15 protein-coding genes and 1 pseudogene are annotated in these 20937 nt (G+C 49.7%); 5 read left to right on the top strand and 11 right to left on the bottom strand.

All coding sequences use genetic code 11. From position 1 onward, the window contains the following. Positions 1-161: 161 nt before the first annotated feature. The 4 genes from LOZ86_RS09485 to LOZ86_RS09470 all read right to left on the bottom strand — a co-directional run bounded on the left by LOZ86_RS09485 (position 162) and on the right by LOZ86_RS09470 (position 5632). Complete coding sequence (locus tag LOZ86_RS09485) at positions 162-911, bottom strand: LytR/AlgR family response regulator transcription factor (protein ID WP_039480487.1); 750 nt, start codon at positions 909-911, stop codon at positions 162-164. After that, positions 908-2653, bottom strand: a complete 1746-nt coding sequence (locus LOZ86_RS09480) for a sensor histidine kinase (protein ID WP_039480484.1) — start codon at positions 2651-2653, stop codon at positions 908-910. The genes LOZ86_RS09485 and LOZ86_RS09480 overlap by 4 nt, the downstream gene beginning before the upstream one ends. A gap of 162 nt (positions 2654-2815) precedes the next feature. Then, positions 2816-4984, bottom strand: coding sequence for a sensor domain-containing phosphodiesterase (locus LOZ86_RS09475; protein ID WP_111778420.1), 2169 nt, complete (start codon positions 4982-4984; stop codon positions 2816-2818). A 390-nt stretch (positions 4985-5374) separates the two neighbouring features. Then, positions 5375-5632 (bottom strand): hypothetical protein, encoded by a 258-nt coding sequence (locus LOZ86_RS09470; RefSeq protein WP_072012329.1) that lies wholly within the window; start codon positions 5630-5632, stop codon positions 5375-5377. Between the two features lie 387 nt (positions 5633-6019). Between LOZ86_RS09470 and LOZ86_RS09465 the strand changes: the two genes are divergently transcribed. Beyond that, positions 6020-6754, top strand: a complete 735-nt coding sequence (locus LOZ86_RS09465) for an XRE family transcriptional regulator (protein ID WP_039480479.1) — start codon at positions 6020-6022, stop codon at positions 6752-6754. A gap of 462 nt (positions 6755-7216) precedes the next feature. Beyond that, positions 7217-7567 carry a Mor transcription activator family protein gene (locus LOZ86_RS09460; RefSeq protein WP_039480476.1) on the top strand — a complete coding sequence of 117 codons (351 nt, stop codon included), beginning with the start codon at positions 7217-7219 and terminating at the stop codon, positions 7565-7567. A gap of 337 nt (positions 7568-7904) precedes the next feature. Here the strand turns inward: LOZ86_RS09460 and LOZ86_RS09455 are convergent, their stop codons facing one another. Next, positions 7905-9959, bottom strand: coding sequence for a S9 family peptidase (locus LOZ86_RS09455; protein ID WP_230243104.1), 2055 nt, complete (start codon positions 9957-9959; stop codon positions 7905-7907). A gap of 200 nt (positions 9960-10159) precedes the next feature. Between LOZ86_RS09455 and purT the strand changes: the two genes are divergently transcribed. Then, positions 10160-11338, top strand: coding sequence for a formate-dependent phosphoribosylglycinamide formyltransferase (purT, locus tag LOZ86_RS09450; protein ID WP_161509378.1), 1179 nt, complete (start codon positions 10160-10162; stop codon positions 11336-11338). A 38-nt stretch (positions 11339-11376) separates the two neighbouring features. Here purT and LOZ86_RS09445 read toward each other — a convergent pair. The 4 genes and pseudogenes from LOZ86_RS09445 to zwf all read right to left on the bottom strand — a co-directional run bounded on the left by LOZ86_RS09445 (position 11377) and on the right by zwf (position 15115). Next, positions 11377-12312, bottom strand: a pseudogene (locus LOZ86_RS09445) (IS4 family transposase). Between the two features lie 11 nt (positions 12313-12323). After that, positions 12324-12704, bottom strand: a complete 381-nt coding sequence (locus LOZ86_RS09440) for a transposase domain-containing protein (RefSeq protein ID WP_230243102.1) — start codon at positions 12702-12704, stop codon at positions 12324-12326. A gap of 123 nt (positions 12705-12827) precedes the next feature. Next, complete coding sequence (locus LOZ86_RS09435; RefSeq protein ID WP_010275853.1) at positions 12828-13469, bottom strand: bifunctional 4-hydroxy-2-oxoglutarate aldolase/2-dehydro-3-deoxy-phosphogluconate aldolase; 642 nt, start codon at positions 13467-13469, stop codon at positions 12828-12830. 170 nt (positions 13470-13639) lie between these two features. Beyond that, a complete protein-coding gene (zwf, locus tag LOZ86_RS09430) occupies positions 13640-15115 on the bottom strand; it encodes a glucose-6-phosphate dehydrogenase (RefSeq protein ID WP_039472832.1) in 1476 nt (491 codons plus the stop codon). Between the two features lie 399 nt (positions 15116-15514). On the opposite strand from zwf, the gene LOZ86_RS09425 reads away from it, so the two are divergent. Further along, positions 15515-16384 carry a MurR/RpiR family transcriptional regulator gene (locus LOZ86_RS09425; protein ID WP_010275858.1) on the top strand — a complete coding sequence of 290 codons (870 nt, stop codon included), beginning with the start codon at positions 15515-15517 and terminating at the stop codon, positions 16382-16384. 384 nt (positions 16385-16768) lie between these two features. After that, complete coding sequence (gene pyk / locus LOZ86_RS09420) at positions 16769-18211, top strand: pyruvate kinase (RefSeq protein WP_010310094.1); 1443 nt, start codon at positions 16769-16771, stop codon at positions 18209-18211. Positions 18212-18335: 124 nt separating this feature from the next. Here the strand turns inward: pyk and lpxM are convergent, their stop codons facing one another. Then, positions 18336-19307 carry a lauroyl-Kdo(2)-lipid IV(A) myristoyltransferase gene (lpxM, locus tag LOZ86_RS09415; RefSeq protein WP_039496040.1) on the bottom strand — a complete coding sequence of 324 codons (972 nt, stop codon included), beginning with the start codon at positions 19305-19307 and terminating at the stop codon, positions 18336-18338. A 302-nt stretch (positions 19308-19609) separates the two neighbouring features. Further along, positions 19610-20932, bottom strand: a complete 1323-nt coding sequence (gene mepM / locus LOZ86_RS09410) for a murein DD-endopeptidase MepM (protein WP_010307879.1) — start codon at positions 20930-20932, stop codon at positions 19610-19612. Between the last annotated feature and the right edge of the window lie 5 nt (positions 20933-20937).

Here is a 20937-nt window from a genome sequence, read left to right as displayed (position 1 = left end):
TGGTCCGATTCACTCGGCACGCTAAAAAATATAAGCTGATGTGGAGAAGAGAAAATCCATCAAAACACTGTCAGCTTATGGGCTGAGGCCAGTATACAAGCGGGCTGACAGTGGTTGATCGAATGGGGAATGAGATGCCTGAAACGCGGAATGAAATGCCGTTAAAGACGCATCAATGACCTGAACGCCTTTATCTTGCTTCGACTTACCGGGACTTCAAAATCCAGATCGTTCAATCGCAGGATATAAGTATTGTTAAACCACGGCACAATTTCACGGATTTTCGTCAGGTTGACGCAGTAAGAACGATGGCAGCGGAAGAAGTACTCTTCCGGTAAGCGGCTGCAAAACTCCGTAATATTCATCGGCATGATGAATTCTTCACGCCGGGTATAAACCAGCGTGACCTTTTCCTGCGCGGCAGCATAGTAGATATTGTTAATATCCGTGACGATAATTCGTTCGTCTTTCATCAGGTTAATAGTGTGCTGTGCACTTCTCGGGGCACTCGCCTGCGTGCCCGTTTCAACAGCTGGTGCTATTTGCCGCTGCTGCCAGGTTGTTTCCAATTTACGCAGCATCGTGGTGATGCGTGATTCATGATACGGCTTGAGAATGTAATCGAAGGCTTCGACTTCAAATGCCTCGACTGCATGCTCTTTGTACGCCGTAATAAAAATGATGTAAGGCTTATGCGCGAATTTGCTGATATTTTGCGCTAGCCAGACGCCATCTAACGAAGGAATATTGATATCCAAAAAGATCGCATCGACGTCGTTATGTTGCAGATATTTCAGTACATCCAGCCCGTCATCAAATGTCGCCTCAATCGTAATATCACTGTGCTGTTTGATGAGGTAACTCAGCTCTTGCTGCGCGAGGAACTCATCTTCAACAATAATGGCTTTCATGGGTTGCCTCCTGTTTGTTCAGCAGCAGAATCTCCCGACGGCGGCACCTGAACGGTATCCGGCAACGCCGACGGGGTTTTATCTTCTCGTGGAATGTAGAAATAAATTTCGGTCCCCGGTTCCAGCCGGCGAATATGCAAACCATCGCCATAGAGTAAGCGGACTCGGTGATGGACATTCAACAGACCAATTCTATTCCCTGGCAGTTCATTACGCGCGACGCGATCCATCGTTTCCTGACTAATGCCATTACCCGTGTCTTTTACCGTCACCAGCAGTTTATCGCCCTGCTCCTTCACGGACAGCACCACAGTTCCCTTGCCTCTGCAAGGTTGAATGCCATGCACAATCGCGTTTTCCACCAGCGGCTGAATTAACAAACTGGGGATTTTGTACGCTAAATCGTCGTCGATATCGTAGATCACCGTTAGCTTGGCACCGAACCGTGCCTGCTCAATCGCGATATAATCCTGAATCTGGTACAGCTCTTTCTTTATATCGATCAGCGCATCGTCGTTGAGTTCGAGGTTATAGCGCAAATAGCGAGACAGATTGATCACCAGTTGGCGCGCGGTATCGGGATTAATACGAATAGATGAGGAAATCGCATTCAGCGCATTAAAAAGAAAGTGCGGATTGATCTTACTTTGCAGCGCTCTCAATTCTGCTTTATTTGCCATATCACGCAGTTGTTCTGTGCGAGACACTTCAATTTGCGTTGACATGATTTGCGATAAACCGACCGCCATCACGCGTAATGAATAGGTAATTTTATGCGCATGGCGATAATATATTTTCAACGTGCCAGTCACCTGCCCGTGTTCCCACAGCGGGATGACAATCATCGAATGGATTTCCGGCGTCAGGTGCTGTTCATCATTATTTTTAATGATGATTTTCCCGTCATGGATCGCCTGCTGTGTCATTGGGCTAATTATATCGTGGCCGATATTATACTTTTCTTCCCCAATCCCCACATACGCCTGAATGTGCTGCGTGTTCGTTATCGCCACCGCATCTGCATTAATTTCAGTCCGAATGATCCTACAGATGGCCGTCAGTGAATCACTGTTGATATTGCGGAAATACGGCAGCGTTTTGTGTGCGATATCCAGCGCGAGTTTAGCCTGTCTGGCGGCAATGACCTCTTTTTCATTCGCCACACTTTGTACCAGCAGGACGATCAGGCCAATACAAACGGAGCCAAGAATCATCGGCACCGCAATCTTTGAAACAATATCCAACCCTAATTCGATCGGCGTCGCCCATGCCACAACCAGCAGCATAGTTAACGACTCACACAGCATGCCGCCCAGAATCCCAATGCTCCACTGCTGCTCTTTTTTGACTTTCTTATTGATGTAACCGGAAATGATACCCGCGATGATGCTGGTAATCAGGCAAGGTACGGAGGTGATGCCATCGATATCAATGAGATAACGGTGCGCACCCGCAATGATGCCAGTTGCAATCCCTACCCAAGGGCCAAAGAGAATACCGCCGGACATCACGGCAATCACGCGCACGTTGACGAGCGACCCTTCAACATTAATGCCGGAATACGTACCGAACAGCGCAAACAGTGAAAAGATGGCCGTCACCGTCACCCGCTCTCCTGGCGAATGTTGCTCTTTTTGCAGTAATTGCCGGAATTGACGGGTTCTTGTCAGGAAAAACAGACAAATCAGCATCAGCGCGGCGCGGTCGAAGACCGCAAGGAGCATTTCAAATATTTCGTGCACGGGACATCCGGTACAGGGTTACGGGCCAGCACTATAGAAAAAATGTGATCCGGATTCCACTTTTTAGTCTGTGAACCGCGCAGGGAGTGCAAAATATGAAAGCCAGCGGACGCTGGCTTTCTGAGAAGGCAGGATGGTAAAGCTGCTGTTCGTCTATCTTGCTTAAACGTCTATTGGCTTATTCAGTTTCAGTAACTGGGTAAATTCCTCGGCAGACATTGGATGCCCAAACAGATATCCCTGCGCTTCCTCACACCCTTTACCCCGCAGACGCTCGCTCTGCTCTAATGTTTCCACCCCCTCGGCAATCACACCCAGACCGAAACTTTTCCCGAGATACAGGATCGCTCGAACAATCGCCGCATCCGGCGGGGATTCGCACATGGTTCGAACAAAAGTTTGATCGATTTTCAGCCGAGTCACCGGGTAGTTTTTAAGCATACTGAGCGACGCATAGCCCGTTCCATAATCATCAAAGGCAATACCGATTCCCGCTTCCCGCAGCGTATTTAACGGCTGCAGCATGCTTTCATCGTAACGCAGGATGATATTTTCCGTGATTTCCAGCTCCAGAGAACTGGGTTGTAATCCGGTACGCGCAAGAATATCCATAATCTTTTGCGCCAGCATACCGGTACGAAACTGTGCGCTGAAAAGATTAATGCTGATACGAAAATAGCTGTCGCTCGCCTGGCTCCATTCAGCCGCCTGCCTGCATGCCGTTTCGACGATCCAATCCCCGATTCGTTCTGCCCACGGGCCGTTTTCCAGTGCGGTAAGAAATGCAGCAGGGCTAAGCAGCCCTCTTTCCGGGTGACGCCAGCGCAGCAGCGCCTCCGCACCAACAATCTCATTCGTCGCCAGTTTGACCTGTGGCTGATAGAACATCTCAAACTCATGCAGCTCGTAAGCGCGCACAAATTCTAACTGGAAAGCATGCTTAGCCTGAAAGACCTCAAGCAGTTCGCGCGTAAAAAAACGGTAGCAGTTTCGACCTTCAGATTTCGCCTGATACAGCGCGAGATCCGCGCTGGTCAACAGATCCTGCACGGTCAACCCATATTCTGGGTACAGCACCGCACCAATGCTGGCACTAATATTGATTTGATGATCGTCAATCATCATCGCCTGAGAAATTTCATGGATAATTTGTTCGGCAATTTTTCCCGCGACCTTTTTGTCGCTCAGGCCGGGAAACAACAGCGCAAATTCATCACCGCCCATTCGCGCCACAACATCACCGGAACGAACCGCAGCTTTTATTTTTTTGGCGACATGCACCAAAATATTATCGCCGCTGGAATGCCCCAGACTGTCATTCACATCTTTAAACCCGTCCAAATCGACCATCATGATACAAACCGCAGGTTCATTCTTTAGCGCGGTTTCCAGATTGGATGTCAGCAACGTCCGGTTTGCCAAACCGGTTAACGGATCCAGATGCGCCAGCAAAAACAGCCGTTCTTCATTGCGCCGTCGCTCTGTAATGTCACGCAATATCGCGCCATAGCTAATATTGTCGTTGTCTTCCCACATAGAAACCGACAATTCGACTGGAACCAAGCCCCCGCCTTTGGCTTGTACGTTCAGCTCCAGCGTTACACCTTTCATCAGCGAATCCCGATCGGTGACTAGGTGATTGAGCTGCACGACAAAGGCATCGGGCACGATGGTATTAATACTGCGGCCAATAATCTCCTCGTCAGTATATTCCAGCATGTGTTCAGCAGCGATATTCCAGAAGGTGATCATCCCCTTCTCATTAACGCACAAAATGGTATCGGGCGAGGTATTGGCAATATTCTCAAAACGCACCTGACTGGCTTTCCGCGCCAGTTCCAGACGTCGCATTTCCAGCTTATCCATAACTAATGAAGCCAGATCCTGCAAATTATGCTCATCACGTTTGGTGAATGTCGTTCTGGGTTTCAAATCGATAATGCACAAGGTGCCGATGGCATGCCCGGACGGTGTAATTAATGGAATTCCAGCATAAAAACGAATGTAGGGAACGCCCACAACCAGCGGGTTATTTTTAAAACGCGCATCCTTAAGGGCATCAGGCACAACCATGATCTTTTTCTTTAGGATCGTATGGGCGCAAAAAGAGATATCGCGAGGCGTTTCGCAAAAAGGAACGCCCACGTTGGCGGCAAACAGTTGGCGTTCAGCCTCTACCAACGACACCAAAACGATAGGCACGCTGAAGATGTTAGCGGCCAGACTAATCAGGTTACTTAGACCTGGGTCAAATAATACGTTCTTAATGCCATACTCACGAAGAGCAGCAAGACGTTTGTCTTCATCTTTGCTTATTGGGGCACGACTCATGGGTTCCCCCCTCCCATCGTATAATGTTCAGATTAGACAAAATTTTAGCTATAAATCCAAAATGTTGCAGCAATGAGCACGATAAGAACAGCAAGCCAACATTAGCAAACCAAAGCCCCTATCCTGCCAAGAGTCAGATGCGTGGTGGCTAAGTATGAGTATGGCAAAAGATCCAGACTCTATCACCTCTGCGAATCATGAATAATAACAAGTGAAAGCAACAATTAAGATAATAGATGAAAAGCGAAATAGAAAGATACCGACGCACTCACAACGTTGAGCAATGAGTGAAGAAAAGAAAGGAGAAGGTTGGTATATTCAAGTGCTCATAACCGGATAACGACAATGTATTATCAAGTTATCAACAGAATATAACCAACCAGAGCGTCATCAGGCGGGGAAATAGGTTATTGAATGCTCAGGTGTATCATTTTTTGCTCGTATCACGACATCCCAAACCCCTGTATAAGGCACCGTTAAATACACCTCACCTTCCGCATGACGGCAAATAGAATCCTGTGCAGCACTATTCTCTTCGGCCATAGTTTCCTGTTCACTACTGATCATTTGCACTTCAAATGTATTTGTACACCGAACAATTACCGTATCACCACCAAACAGACTTAAACACGTGCGAATTACAGACATACACCCTCCGCGACACGCAGTCATGCGCATGCTTAATGAAACGAATTTATTGGTTATATTTCCCACAACGGGATTTCCATAAAAGCAAAATGCATACGGTCAGATTGTGATTTAGATCAAGTGACACACACGTTTAAAACAAATCAGGGGTGGAATAAGACGATACTATGACTGCCTGATACTTATTAGGATTTTTGATAGTCGGCAATGGCGCTTACTTAGATGTTATCTCATGCATCCATGCCGGCCTCTTAAAAACAACTTAAATCGTTTTTAAAGTGGTAGTCATGGGTATTTTTGTACAAATCGACACGACATAACTTTAGTTTTTTTAAACAAGATTAATACTCGCTTGATAAATGACAACCTAGGTTGTACATTGAACGGATGAAAACGACACTTGCAGAACGATTAAAGACCGCCAGAACTGCACAAGGGCTTAGCCAAAAAGCACTTGGCGGCATGATTGGCGTATCTCAAGCCGCCATACAGAAAATCGAGGTGGGGAAAGCGTCGCAGACAACCAAGATTGTTGAGCTTTCCAATGCACTACATGTTCGCCCTGAATGGTTGGCAAATGGCGAAGGCACAATGCGTAGCAGCGGAGTCACCCGTTCGCTTCAGGAACCAAGCATTCCGCCAAAATCAGAATGGGGCACCGTATCAGCTTGGGACAGCACGACAGAACTATCAGAGGACGAGGTGGAAGTGCCTTTTTTAAAGGATATTGAGTTTGCCTGCGGCGACGGACGCGTTCAAAGCGAGGATTACAACGGCTTTAAGCTCCGTTTTTCTAAAGCTACGCTGCGTAAAGTTGGTGCAAATACGGACGGTTCAGGCGTTCTTTGTTTCCCGGCTGCGGGTGACAGTATGGAGCCCATCATTCCTGATGGAACTACCGTCGCGGTTGATACCAACAACAAACGCATTATTGATGGGAAGCTCTACGCCATCGCTCAGGAAGGCGGCGGCAACGATAAACTAAAGCGAATTAAACAGCTTTACCGCAAACCTGGCGGCCTTCTCGTCATCCATAGCTTCAATCGAGAGTCTGATGAAGAAGCCTATGAATCGGAAGTCGAGATCATCGGTCGCGTATTCTGGTATTCGGTACTGTTATAGCCTGATATTGGCGGTATCACGCACCATAGTTATCTCTTTTCCTCTCACCAAAGCCGACGAATCGATACGGACATCGGCTTTGTTTTATCAAAAAAATTTCATCGCTAAAAAACGTTTACCCTCGCCCAGATAACCTTACCCTCACGCAACAGTTTTATACAATCACCGTGCTATTGTTTCATCAACCCTTGTTGATGTTGTGTTATTCATCCTGTCAGTGTGTTCCTTTCCCGCCTTGTGGCGGGATTTTTTTTGCCTCTCATCTGGCCTCTTTTGCGTGTCCTCCTATAGGTTGTCATTTCTTCTTACAACCAAAAACAACTCAAATTAAAACTAAAGATGTTGACACAAAAACAACTATAGTTTTAAATGGGCACATGGCAGCAGGACACACTCTGCAAAGATAACAACCCAGCTTTCACTTCAGTAACAACACACATGCATAAAACAATAAGGTGATTTATGACTGAACCACAATTTCGCAGTAAAGGTCCTGAGCTTCTGGTCGAACTTTCTCAACACGTGGCCGATACGGTCAAAAACGTCACAGAGCTGGATCTGCAAACAGCCGAGCTGGTAGGCAACGCCGTTGCCAAACATATGATGACCGTATGGGGCGGACAAAATGTTTATTTCCCAATGGGAATATCCTGGCGAGCTTCTCAACGCGATCTTCAAATCTATGAAGAATTTGACGGACGCAATCACAGCGCGCTGGCTAAAAAATATAATGTCTCGCTGCAATGGATTTATAAAATTGTCAGAACAATGCGAAAAGAGGAATTACAGGCAAAACAACACTTTCAAGTATAATGAAAAAAATCATACATTAACAACCAGATAGTAATTAAAGGAACATAATAAAAATAGATGATTGAATAACAGCGATAGCCTCTAATTTTAATCACATATAGAGACTGAAGTTTAAATTGTGTAATTGCCTGTCTTTGATATTCTCATTCCAACAACAGAGACAGGAAAAATATATGTTTCTCCAGAATTAGCTACTTGTGATGAGTCGTTTTATTATCGAGTTCGGTGACCGCCTGAGCGATCACCTTTAACGACTGGGCAGTTACACAGAATTACTGACAGGCTCGAGTTGCTTTGTTATTAAGTTCGATAGATCATTTATTCTCATAGTCACCGTTTATCCCTTGTGATCATCCTCAACCATTTCAAGCACCATCAACAGAAAAGCATATTCCAACGCAATATCATCATAGCGTTTAAAACGACCGGATTTTCCGCCGTGCCCAGCATCCATATCGGTGTATAGCAGCACCAGACGATCGTCCGTTTTGATTTCCCGCAATTTCGCCACCCACTTCGCAGGTTCCCAATACTGAACCTGAGAGTCGTGTAACCCAGTAGTCACCAGCAAATGCGGATAGCGTTGCGCGGTAATGCCGTCATAGGGGCTATATTGTTTGATGTAGTCATAATAGATTTGTTCATTCGGATCGCCCCACTCGTCATACTCTCCGGTCGTCAACGGGATAGACTCATCCAGCATTGTCGTCAGCACATCAACGAATGGAACCTGAGCAACGACGCCCTTAAATAGATCGGGAGCCATGTTCACTACCGCGCCCATCAATAGTCCGCCCGCGCTGCCCCCCATCGCGAACATATTGTCCCTGTCGCCATAACCTTTTTCTATCAATGCCTGAGACACATCGATGAAATCGGTGAAGGAATGCATTTTATTGAGCAGGCGGCCATCATCGTACCACTGTTGACCCAGTTCACCGCCACCGCGTATATGCGTTAAGGCAAAGACGAACCCTCTGTCCAGCAGGCTCAGACGGCTAACGCTAAAATCGGGATCCAGGCTATGGCTGTACGCGCCATAGCCGTAGACCAGTATCGGGTTCTTACCTGGGCTGAAATGATCGCGATGATAAACAAGGGAAACCGGAACGTCGACGCCATCCCGAACCGTGATCCACAAGCGTTCACTCCGGTAATTGTCCGGGGAGAAATCTTTCACTTCGGCTTGCTTAAGTAACTGCTGTTCGCCCGTATCCAGATTCAATTCATACTGCGTGCTGGGGGTCGTCATTGATGAATAACCATACCGCATTAGTGTCGTTTCTGGCGTAGGGTTGTACGACAGCCACGTCACATAGCTCGCATCATTAAAGGTGATCGCTTTCTCTTCCCGCGTATGCCAGTGAATCTGGCGCAAGCTGGTCAAACCGCGTTCCCGTTCTTCAACCACCAGCCAGTCACGGAACAGCTCAAAGCCTTCCAACACGCGGTGTTCATGTGGCGCAATCAGCGTTTCCAACGCTTGCTCATCGGGCCTATCTGAACGGTAGAGGCCAAAGTTTTTCCCTTCCCGATTGGAACGTAGATAAAACGTGTCCTGATAGTGATCGATGCCATATTCATGATCTTTTCGACGTGGAATGCATACCTGCGGCACCGCATCCGGGCGCGTAGCGTCGAGCAATAGCACCTCACTCGTCGTTGTGCTACTGAGATAAATAGTGATGTAGTGCTCTGAGGTCGTTTTACTCAGGCTAACGTAATAGGTGTCGTCTTTCTCTTCATAGACCAATTCATCCAACGCCGGATCGCTACCCAGACGGTGGCGATAGACCTGATACGGCAACAGCGTTTGCTCATGTTTGCGCACGTAATACAGAACCGTCGAATCCGCCGCCCATTCCGCCCCTGCAGTCACATTTTCGATCACATCAGGCAGCCACTCGCCGCTGTTCAGATCGCGAAAACGAAGCGTGTACTGCCGACGGGATAAAAAGTCCTCCGAGAGCGCCAGCAGCGTGTTGTCAGGGCTAACCTCAAGCGTGCCGAGGCTATAAAACTCATGCCCTTCCGCACGTTGATTCCCATCCAGCAACGTTTCCCACGTGTCTGTTGCCTGCTCAGGTTGACGCAGATAGATAGCGTACTCTTTACCCTGCTCATAGCGACTTTGGTAGCGATAGCCTTTTCTGACATACGGTACAGACATATCCGTCGACGGAATGCGTTTGACCATTTCGTCATACAGCGACCGTTTACGTGCTTCATGAGGTGCCATGACGGCTTCGCTGTAGGCGTTTTCCTGCGTCAGATAGTCCAACACCTGCGGATCGGTACGCTGGTCATCACGCAGCCAGTAATAATTGTCGATGCGCGTATCGCCATGTGTACTTAGTGCATGGGGTCTTTTTTCAGCTTGCGGTGTCTTCATGGCGTCGGATCTCGTTGTCTTGACATAAAATTTTCGCTTTGTAAGAAGAGTGGCACGATTGCCCAGCAATGCCAAGCCACGTCCTTGTCTCTTGGTGCGCTTTTGCGCATCGCATTCCACTGCACGCCCTCTTTAATGCGCACGCAAACGTTTTCGTTTATACTGCGGCCATTTTTCACAACCCGATCAGGTATAAGGTTATGTTAACAATTGGAACCGCCCTGCGTGCGGATGCCACACGAGTGATGCTGCTTGGCTCCGGTGAATTAGGCAAAGAAGTGGCGATTGAGTGTCAGCGCCTGGGAATCGAAGTGATTGCGGTCGATCGCTATGCCGATGCTCCCGCCATGCAGGTTGCGCACCGCAGCCACGTCATCAATATGTTGGATGGCGATGCATTAAAAGCGTTAGTTGAAGCCGAACGCCCTGATTACATCGTGCCGGAAATTGAAGCCATCGCGACCGACATGCTGGTGACGCTGGAAAAGCAGGGTCACCATGTTGTTCCTTGTGCTGAAGCGACGCGCCTGACAATGAATCGTGAAGGCATCCGTCGTCTGGCTGCCGAGACACTCGGCGTTCCCACTTCCACCTACCGTTTTGCCGACAGCGAAGAGAACTTCCGTCAGGCGGTAGATGCGATTGGCTATCCTTGTATTGTTAAACCTGTCATGAGTTCTTCTGGCAAAGGGCAAAGCCTGATTCGCTCTGCGGAGCAGTTAGATCAGGCGTGGAGCTACGCCCAACAGGGGGGACGTGCAGGCGGCGGACGCGTCATCGTGGAAGGACTGGTTAATTTTGATTTTGAGATCACCTTACTGACCATCCATGCGGTTGACGGCATTCATTTCTGTGCGCCAATCGGTCATCGACAGGAAGACGGCGACTATCGTGAATCCTGGCAGCCACAGCAGATGAGTGCGCTGGCGCAGGAACGCGCGCAGAAGATGGCCAGCGATGTTGTGAAAGCGCTCGGCGGCTATGGCCTATTCGGCGTTGAGCTGTTCGTTTGCGGCGATGAGGTTATTTTCAGTGAAGTCTCCCCTCGCCCGCACGATACTGGCATGGTGACGATGATTTCTCAGGACTTGTCCGAGTTTGCGCTGCACGTTCGTGCTTTCCTGGGGCTGCCCATTGGCGCAGTTCGTCAGTATGGCGCATCGGCTTCCGCCGTGATTTTACCGGAACTGGACAGCAACAACGTGCGTTATCAGGGACTGGAAAGCGCACTGCTCCCTCATACACAAATTCGCCTGTTTGGTAAACCGGATATCAGCGGCAAGCGCCGTATGGGTGTCGCATTAGCCAGTGCGGAAACCACGGATGATGCTGTAGCAATCGCCAAGCGCGTTGCAGCGGGTGTAAAAGTCAGCGGCTGATACAAAAAAGGCCACTCTCAGTGAGTAATGCCAGTCAGTTAAGCAACTGACTGGCTGTTTTTCTTCGCTTTTCGATATTTATAAGGCCTTTCTTTCACCACTCTCGGGAAGGTTCTTTCTCTTCTTATCGGCAGCTTCACCATCTGTCCCATACTCTCCAGATCTCGCAGTAGTTCAGGGATACGACCCGGCGATGCACCCTGAAGCGTCATCAACATCCTCATGACCAGCCCGCAGGATTCTGAGAAGCTCAGCTGATTTGGCCAGTAACCTTTCAGTTGACTGGCCATTTTAATCATCTGATATCTCACGAGATTATACGCCAGCAGCACACCCCATAACTCCTGCTCCACAAGTTCCGGTTTTTTGCTTCTCAGTGTCAGTCTGCTCAGTTGCATTGTCTGTTTGATTTCACGGTAACCCAACTCGATTTCCCAACGGTGACTGTAAAGCTCAACCATTTCACCTCCCGGATAACGCATGCCATCAGTCATCGAAGTCAGTAACTGATAGATTTTTCCTTTACGGCTATAGGTCAGTAATCGGGCTGTCACTTCTGTACTCAGTCCCGGCCATTTTTTGCGGGATTGTGGCGTAGTTTTCAACTGTACCAGATGATCGCCTTTTCCCAGTTTCCACCTCCTCGTAACGGGTACCTTTCTTAAGCGGTATCATCCAGTGTCGGTGTTCTCCCGCACGCTTCCATAAGCATTCAGCAACCCTAATGAGTAATACCCTTTATCGAGCAGCGTCAGCGTATTATCTGCGGTCTGGTCTATCAGTTGCTCAGCCAGGGTATATTCGCTGTCTTTCATCGTACCGAAGGCTGCTGCGGTTATCAGATGGCTGGTCAGCTCCATCTGACAGACCATTTTGACCTGCGGGTAGGGGCCAGGTTGGCCGCAGTAAGTCTGGCGCGGGAAGGCGGTATCATTTTCAGGTGTTTCCTGTGTGCGCCAGACGACGCCATCCATCGCCAGTAACGTCAATCCACACCAGTGGGGATGCGCCACAGCGTTGTGCCACAAGTGAGCGGTGTGCGTGAACACCCGTCGAACGGCGTCACTTCCGAGCCGCTGTCGAGCTGGATAACCGCGCTGGGAGCAACAAAGGGACGGTTACCGGGCAGCATAATATCCAGCCGATTGACAATCTGATGAAGCGGCTCCTTACGTTCAAGCGCCATGCCGACAACGCACCAGACCATCATTTCGAGAGGAAGACGGCGTTTACGCAGGGTGACCACGCCGGACTCAGCAAGGCAACGGGCAATAAGTTCTGGGTCAAGAAAGTCGCCAAGAGAAGTCAAAGGATTACGGGTCGAATCGTAACGTGAAACGAGGTCGATGGCCTGAGAGATACGCATAAAAAATCCGGAAATGAAGAACACTTCCGGATTCTTACACAGCTATTGGATCGTTCAACTGATCCTTAACTGATCAGCATTAACTCTCAGTGAGTGGCCTTTGTCATTCAATCACAAACAAACTTACGCTTTCGCGCCTGCAACCGCTTCACGCGCCAGTTCAGTAATACGCGCGTAATCACCGCTTTCCAGCGCGTCGTTCGGCACCAGCCATGAACCACCTACGCACAGCACGCTTTTCAGCGCCAGATAGTCGCGGTAGTTATTCGGCGTAATGCCACCGGTTGGGCAGAAACGGATCTGAGCAAACGGACCAGCGATCGCCTGGAGCGCTTTCACACCGCCGTTAGCTTCCGCTGGGAAGAATTTGAACTCACGCAGGCCGTAATCCATACCCAGCATCAGTTCAGATACGGTGCTGATACCTGGGATCAACGGGATGTTGCCTTCCGTTGCGGCTTTCAGCAGCGGCTCAGTCAGACCAGGGCTGATGGCAAACTGCGCACCGGCCTCAACGACCGCAGCCAGTTGCTCAGGGTTTGTTACCGTACCCGCGCCCACGATGGCCTCCGGTACTTCTTTCGCAATCGCGCGAATCGCTTCGATGGCGCAGTCGGTACGCAATGTCAGTTCCAGAACGCGAACGCCGCCCGCGACTAACGCTTTTGCCATCGGCACCGCGTGTTCCAGTTTGTTGACCACAATCACAGGAACAACGGGACCCGTTGTCAAAATCTGTTCCGCGCTCGTTTTCCAGTTTTTCATCAAAAATATCTCCAGTCATGCCCGAGGGCATCATTAATTATATAGCGCGCCCCTGCCACAGGGATCTGCGTTGCCACAGATGTCCGACCGCACCGTGAGCCATACATTAAAAACTGTGGGAGGCCGACCGTCCTCGGCCAGCCCCCCATTACTGACGTATTATCAAAAAATTACTCAAACTCATTCCAGGAACGGCCATCGCGGGTAATCATCGCCACAGATGCCACCGGCCCCCAGCTTCCTGCCTGATACGGCTTCGGTGCATCGTTGTCCATCGCCCACGCATCCATGATGGAATCCACCCACTTCCAGGCTTCTTCCACTTCATCACGACGGACAAACAGCGCCTGAATCCCACGCATGGTTTCCAGCAGCAGACGCTCATAAGCATCGGCTAAATGCTGCTGATTAAAGGTTTCCGAGAAGCTCAGATCCAGCTTCACCGTTTGCAGACGGTGTTTGTGCTCTAACCCTGGCACTTTATTCAGAATCTGGATTTCCACACCCTCATCCGGCTGCAAGCGAATAATCAGCTTGTTCTGCGGCAGTTGCTGGTAAGAATCACGGAACAGGTTCAGCGCAGGATTCTTAAAGTACACCACCACTTCTGAACATTTGGTCGGCAGACGTTTACCAGTACGCAGGTAGAACGGCACGCCAGACCAGCGCCAGTCATCGATATCAACGCGAATCGAGACGAAGGTTTCCGTGCTGCTGCTTTTGTTCGCGCCCTCTTCTTCCAGATAGCCCGGCACTTTATGTCCCTGAACAAAGCCAGACGTGTATTGGCCGCGTACCGTCGTTTCATGCACGTTGGAGCGGTCGATACGACGCAGTGAACGCAGCACTTTCACTTTTTCATCACGGATGCGATCAGTCGTCAAATCAGACGGCGGCGACATCGCAATCATCGTCAGAATCTGTAACAGGTGGTTCTGGATCATGTCGCGCATCTGGCCGGCTTTATCGAAATAGCCCCAGCGCCCTTCAATCCCAACTTCCTCGGCTACCGTGATCTGCACATGGTCGATCGTCCGGTTGTCCCAGTTTGAGGAGAACAACGAGTTGGCAAAACGCAGCGCCAGCAGGTTCAGAACGGTCTCTTTACCCAGATAGTGGTCGATGCGGTAAACCTGACACTCGTTAAAGAATTCCGCGACCTGATCGTTAATGACGCGAGAAGACGCCAGATCGGTACCGAGCGGTTTTTCCATTACCACGCGCGCGGGCTCTTTATTCAGCCCTGCTGTTCCCAATCCTTTGCAGATCGCACCGAATGTACTCGGCGGCATCGCAAAATAGTTGATGGTGGTACGGTTTTTCTGGTCAAGCATCTTGCCCAGTTTGTTGAAGGCTTTGGTGTCTTCCACATCAAGATTGCAGAAATCCAGCCGACTGCTTAGCGTTTCCCACAACTTATCGTCGATGGCTTCTTTCATAAAGGTGTCAAGCGCTTCGCGCACGACGCGGGTATACTCCGCTTTATCCCAATCCGCACGGCCCACCCCGATAATTCTGGTGTCCGCATGGATGTGCCCTGCTTTTTCCAACTGGTAAAGGGAAGGCAGCAATTTACGGCGTGCCAGATCGCCCTTAGCACCGAAAATAACCAGATCGCACGCTTGGGCTGTTGAAGTTACCGCCATGTTCATCTCCTCGTTGCAGGATGCTGTAATTTTATTACAGCGATAATGTACTCTTTTTGACTACAGCCAGTAAACCCATCATAAAAATGCTAAATAATGGTCGGGATTGACTGAAAACCATGCATAAATCGGTCTGTGCAGTGGCTGAAGTCACTTATGCATTCGCCCTAAAACGAAATTTTTCGTCGTTTCTGACAGTCGATTACTTTTCTGAAAGTTAGACACATGTCATGTTCTGGCAAAAAAAGGACCTAACTTGGCCTGTTGCCCTCTGCCAACCACTACAGGGTCGTAGTATATTTTCACGACGTGCATTTTTTCACGTAACATTTTTTCACGTAATACATGCCAGTTGTACCTTTAGTTGAAATTGGAAAAAACTTACATGGCCCTTGTCGTATGAATATGCTGGAAAAAATCCAGAGTCACTTAGAACTCTTGAGCAAATCAGAAAGAAAAGTTGCTGAAGTGATCCTGAGCACTCCGCAGACGGCCATTCACTCCAGCATCGCAACCTTAGCCAAAATGGCCGATGTCAGCGAACCAACGGTTAATCGTTTCTGTCGCCGCCTTGAAACTAAAGGTTTTCCCGATTTTAAACTACATCTGGCGCAAAGTCTGGCAAACGGTACACCGTATGTGAACCGTAACGTTGAAGAAGATGACAGCGTTGACGCCTATACCAGTAAAATTTTTGAATCCGCGATGGCTGGCCTGGAGCAGGTGAAATCCAGTCTGGATGTCACCGCCGTTAACCGCGCCGTGGATTTGCTGACGCAGGCGAAGAAAATCTCTTTCTTTGGTCTGGGCGCTTCCGCTGCGGTCGCACACGATGCGATGAACAAATTTTTCCGCTTCAATATCCCCGTTGTCTATTTCGATGACATCGTTATGCAGCGCATGAGCTGTATGAATTCCAGCGACGGCGACGTCGTGGTATTGATATCACACACAGGCAGAACCAAAAGTCTGGTCGAAATGGCGCAGTTGGCACGCGAGAACGACGCGACCGTTATCGCCATTACCTCGGACGGCACGCCGCTGGCGCGTGAGGCGTCGCTGGCCTTGCGGCTTGATGTGCCTGAAGATACCGACGTTTATATGCCGATGGTGTCCCGCATCGCTCAGTTGACGTTGATCGACGTTCTGGCGACGGGCTTCACGCTACGCCGCGGGGAAAAATTTCGTGATAACCTGAAACGGGTCAAAGAGGCCCTGCGTGAGTCACGCTTTGATAAAGACGAGCGATTGATTAACCCCTTCAGGTGATAGATAAGTTTTACGTTATGCTTTGTTTTTTAGCTATATTTTGTACCCTAAATAATTCGAGTTTCAGGCAGGCGGCAAGCGAGGGAGTCCCGATGAGCTTACTCAAGTAAGTGATTCGGGTGAGTAAGCGCAGTCAACGCACATGAAACTTGAAGTATGACGGGTAATGGAAAATGAGCGGTATCATCAACCTGTTTCATCTTGATATGGTCACAGACTACAGGCATGGAAAGATGGCGGGGATTACCTGTACAGTATGATAATCAGACTCAACACGATGTTCGGATAACGCAGGTGAAATAGTTTTGTTGTAAAGTGACATTTTGCACCGTTATTCGACGCTTAATCGCAACACTACAGCTTCACAAGTGAACGGAGTTATACATGTCCAGACGGCTCAGAAGAACCAAGATTGTCACCACCCTGGGGCCCGCTACCGACCGTGATAATAATCTCGAAAAGATTATCAGTGCGGGCGCGAACGTAGTACGAATGAATTTCTCTCACGGCACAGCAGAAGATCATCTATTACGTGCCAACAAAGTTCGTGAAATTGCGGCTAAATTAGGCCGCCACGTTGCCATTCTTGGCGATCTACAGGGTCCAAAAATTCGTGTTTCTACCTTCAAAGAGGGTAAAATTTTCCTGAATATCGGCGACAAATTCTTGCTGGATGCCAACTTAGCGAAAGGCGAAGGCGATAAAGAAAAAGTCGGGATCGATTACAAGGGCTTACCGAGCGACGTGGTACCTGGCGATATCCTGTTACTGGATGACGGCCGAGTGCAGTTGAAAGTCCTTCAGGTTGAAGGCCTGAAAGTGTATACCGAAGTCACCGTTGGCGGTCCGCTGTCTAACAACAAAGGCATCAACAAACTCGGTGGCGGTCTGTCTGCCGAAGCGCTGACGGAAAAAGATAAAGCCGACATTATTACCGCCGCAAAAATTGGCGTCGACTATCTGGCCGTCTCTTTCCCTCGTACCGGTGAAGACCTCAACTACGCACGCCGCCTTGCGCGTGATGCGGGCTGTCACGCCAAGATCGTATCAAAAGTTGAACGTGCTGAAGCTGTCTGCTCAGATGCCGCAATGGATGACATTATTCTGGCTTCCGACGTGGTGATGGTGGCGAGGGGCGATCTGGGCGTTGAAATCGGCGACCCAGAGCTGGTGGGTATTCAGAAGAAATTGATTCGTCGCGCCCGTCAGTTGAACCGTGCGGTCATCACCGCTACGCAGATGATGGAATCGATGATCACCAACCCGATGCCAACGCGCGCCGAGGTGATGGATGTTGCCAACGCCGTACTAGATGGCACCGATGCCGTGATGCTGTCAGCAGAAACCGCTGCGGGCCAGTATCCGGCTGAAACCGTAGCAGCCATGGCGAAAGTGTGTTTAGGCGCGGAGAAAATCCCAAGCATCAACGTCTCCAAGCACCGTCTTGACGTACAGTTTGATAACACCGAAGAATCCATCGCGATGTCTTCCATGTACGCCGCCAACCATCTGAAAGGGGTTACGGCGCTGATCGCCATGACGGAATCGGGTCGTACCGCCCTGATGATGTCGCGTATCAGTTCTGGTCTGCCGATTTTCGCGATGTCTCGTCATGAGCACACGCTGAACCTGACCGCGCTGTATCGTGGCGTTACTCCCGTGCATTTCGACAGCTACACGGACGGCGTTGCTGCCGCCAATGATGCAGTGATCCTGCTGCGTGACAAAGGGTTCCTGATGTCTGGGGATCTGGTCATCGTCACACAAGGTGACATCATGGGTACTGTGGGCACCACCAACACGATCCGTATCCTGCGCGTGGAATAATCAGTACCATAACCGCTCTGCTGCTGAGGTGGTGGACGGTTCATACCAGCAAAAAGCCGGACGATTTCTCGTCCGGCTTTTTTATCTATGCAGCCTATCAGCCCGCTGTTATCTACCGTATAAGTTAGTCGCGGTATAAATCATCCCGACAGTACGGTTCAATCTCACCCGGTTTGCGGGTTTTCAACAGCTTCAGAATCCAGGTGTACTGCTCAGGGTTCGGTTTGACCAGAATTTCCACTTCTTCATTCATACGCCGCGCAATATATACGTCATCCGCATCCGCTAGATCGTCCATCGGCGGACGGATAAACACATCCAAGCAGCCGTCTTTGGCGTTATACACCGGGAACAGCGGCACGATATCAGCACGACACACTTTCATCAGCCGTCCGACGGCAGGCAGCGTTGCTTTATAGGTCGCAAAGAAGTCGACGAATTCGCTGTGCTCAGCGCCGTGATCCTGATCGGGCAGGTAATAACCCCAGCACCCGGAGCGCACGGAGCTGATAAACGGTTTAATACCGTCGTTACGAGCATGGATGCGGCCACCAAAACGACGGCGTAACCGATTCCACCAGTAGTCCACCAACGCATTCTTCTGGTTGTGGAACATGGCCGCCATACGCTGGCCACGCGAGGTCAGCAGCATCGCGGGGATATCAACCCCCCAACCATGCGGAACCAGAAAAATCACGTTCTTCTCTTGTTCTTTAATACGATCCAGAATGTCTTCGCCATGCCAGCGAACGTATTTTTCGATTTTCTTCGGGTTACGAATTCCCACTTCCACCATCATGATCATCGACTGAGGAGCCGTCGCAAACATGTCATCGATGATAGCTTCGCGCTGTGCTTCCGTTAATTCCGGCATGCAATACAGCAGATTAATACGGGCACGGCGGCGGGCGCCTTTTGATATTCTCCCAACAAAACGCCCTAGCCCACCCAGCACCGGATTTCTTAATCGCGCTGGAACATAGGCAGCGAGCGCCATCACACCAACGCCTAACCAAACGCCCCAATAGCGCGGATGAAAAAAGGCGCGTTGAAACTGGGGAACAAATTCAGCGTTCGATTTTTTTTCTTTTTCCATGCCTAAACTCTTCAGATCAATCAGTAAACATAATCATAATTGCCGCTCGGCGTTTAGCAACACCGACGACAGTTACGCAAAAACACGCCTGCTCGATAATAAAGAATCAGGAACCTGTGTTCTATAAATGAAAATGCCGGCAGCAAGCCCCACCGGCATAACATGCAATCAATATCTATCCTAAATAATTCAAGTTGCATGAAGGCGGCAACCGCATGAATCCCCAGGAGCTTACACAAGTAAGTGACTGGGGTGAGTAAGGGCGGCCAACGCACAAGCAGCTTGAAGTATGACGGATATCATTAATCAAACTTAAGCTGCGGTACCACTTCCTTAACCTGCGCCAGATAATCACGACGCTCTTTACCCGCCAGCCCTTCAGAACGCGGCAGCTTAGCCGTTAACGGGTTTACCGCCTGCTGGTTGATCCAGAATTCGTAGTGCAGATGCGGACCAGTAGAACGTCCAGTGTTACCGGACAACCCGATACGATCGCCACGTTTCACTTTCTGTCCCGGTTTAACCAAGATGCGATGCATATGCATATAGCGCGTGGTGTACTGGCGACCATGGCGGATCGCAACATAGTTCCCCGCTGCACCGCTGCGTTTCGCGATCACCACTTCGCCATCACCGACGGCCAGAACCGGTGAACCGACTGGCATGGCAAAATCGACACCTTTATGTGGTGCGACGCGCCCTGTCACAGGATTCAGACGGCGTGGATTGAAGTTGGAGGAAATACGGAATTGTTTCATGGTTGGGAAACGCATAAAGCCGCGCGTCAACCCAGAACCTTCACGATCGTAGAATTTACCGTCTTCTGCACGAATAGCGTAATAGTCTTTGCCACCCGTATTCAGACGAACACCGACCAGCTCACTCTGCTCACTTTTACCATCGAGCATTTCGCGGGACATCAGGACAGAGAAGGTATCGTCTTTGCGTAATTTACGGAAATCCAACTGCCATTGCAGCGCTTTAATGACTTCACGCACTTCTGTACTGGTCAAACCGGCGTTTTTTGCGCTGCTGACAAAGCTGCCGCTGACTCGGCCATTCAGGACGCTGTTGCGCCACTCGCCTTTCAACGTTTCAATACGCTCTTTGAAATCGGCACCAACACGCTCATAAATGCGTGTTTCACGGCGGGACATCTGCCAGGTCAAACTTTGCAGATCACCGTTTTCTGCCAGAGCCCATGAGATTTGCTGACCAATTTTCAGGTTCCGCAAATCTTTATTCTGCTCCGCAAGCTGGGTGACATCCGCAATATCAATGCCGTACTGCGTCAAAATGCTGCTTAAGGTATCGCCCGTAGAGACCACGTACTCATGTACGCCGCCTTCATCGGCCACCTTATCATCCAGCTCATCTTGAGGAATCTCGTCATCTGGCGAAGGTTGGTCTATCGGTTCACTGGCTTCAGGCGTCAACGTACGCAGTTGGCTGGTTTCCAGGTCGATATCTTTCACGATGACAGGGGCATCATCGACGTGGGGATAAACAAAAGGCCGCCAAACAGCAACGGCCAATGTTACAACGGTAAGCGACCCCAGCATGACGCGATGGGGCCGAGGTAAGCTGTTATACGCCAGAGCGATAGTTCGGACTATCTGCTGCACTTATT

The organism is Pectobacterium parvum, assembly GCF_020971565.1.
GTDB lineage: Bacteria > Pseudomonadota > Gammaproteobacteria > Enterobacterales > Enterobacteriaceae > Pectobacterium > Pectobacterium polare.
The sequence above is the reverse complement of the archived record's forward strand: the minus strand, read 5'-3'. Positions and strand labels throughout refer to the sequence as shown.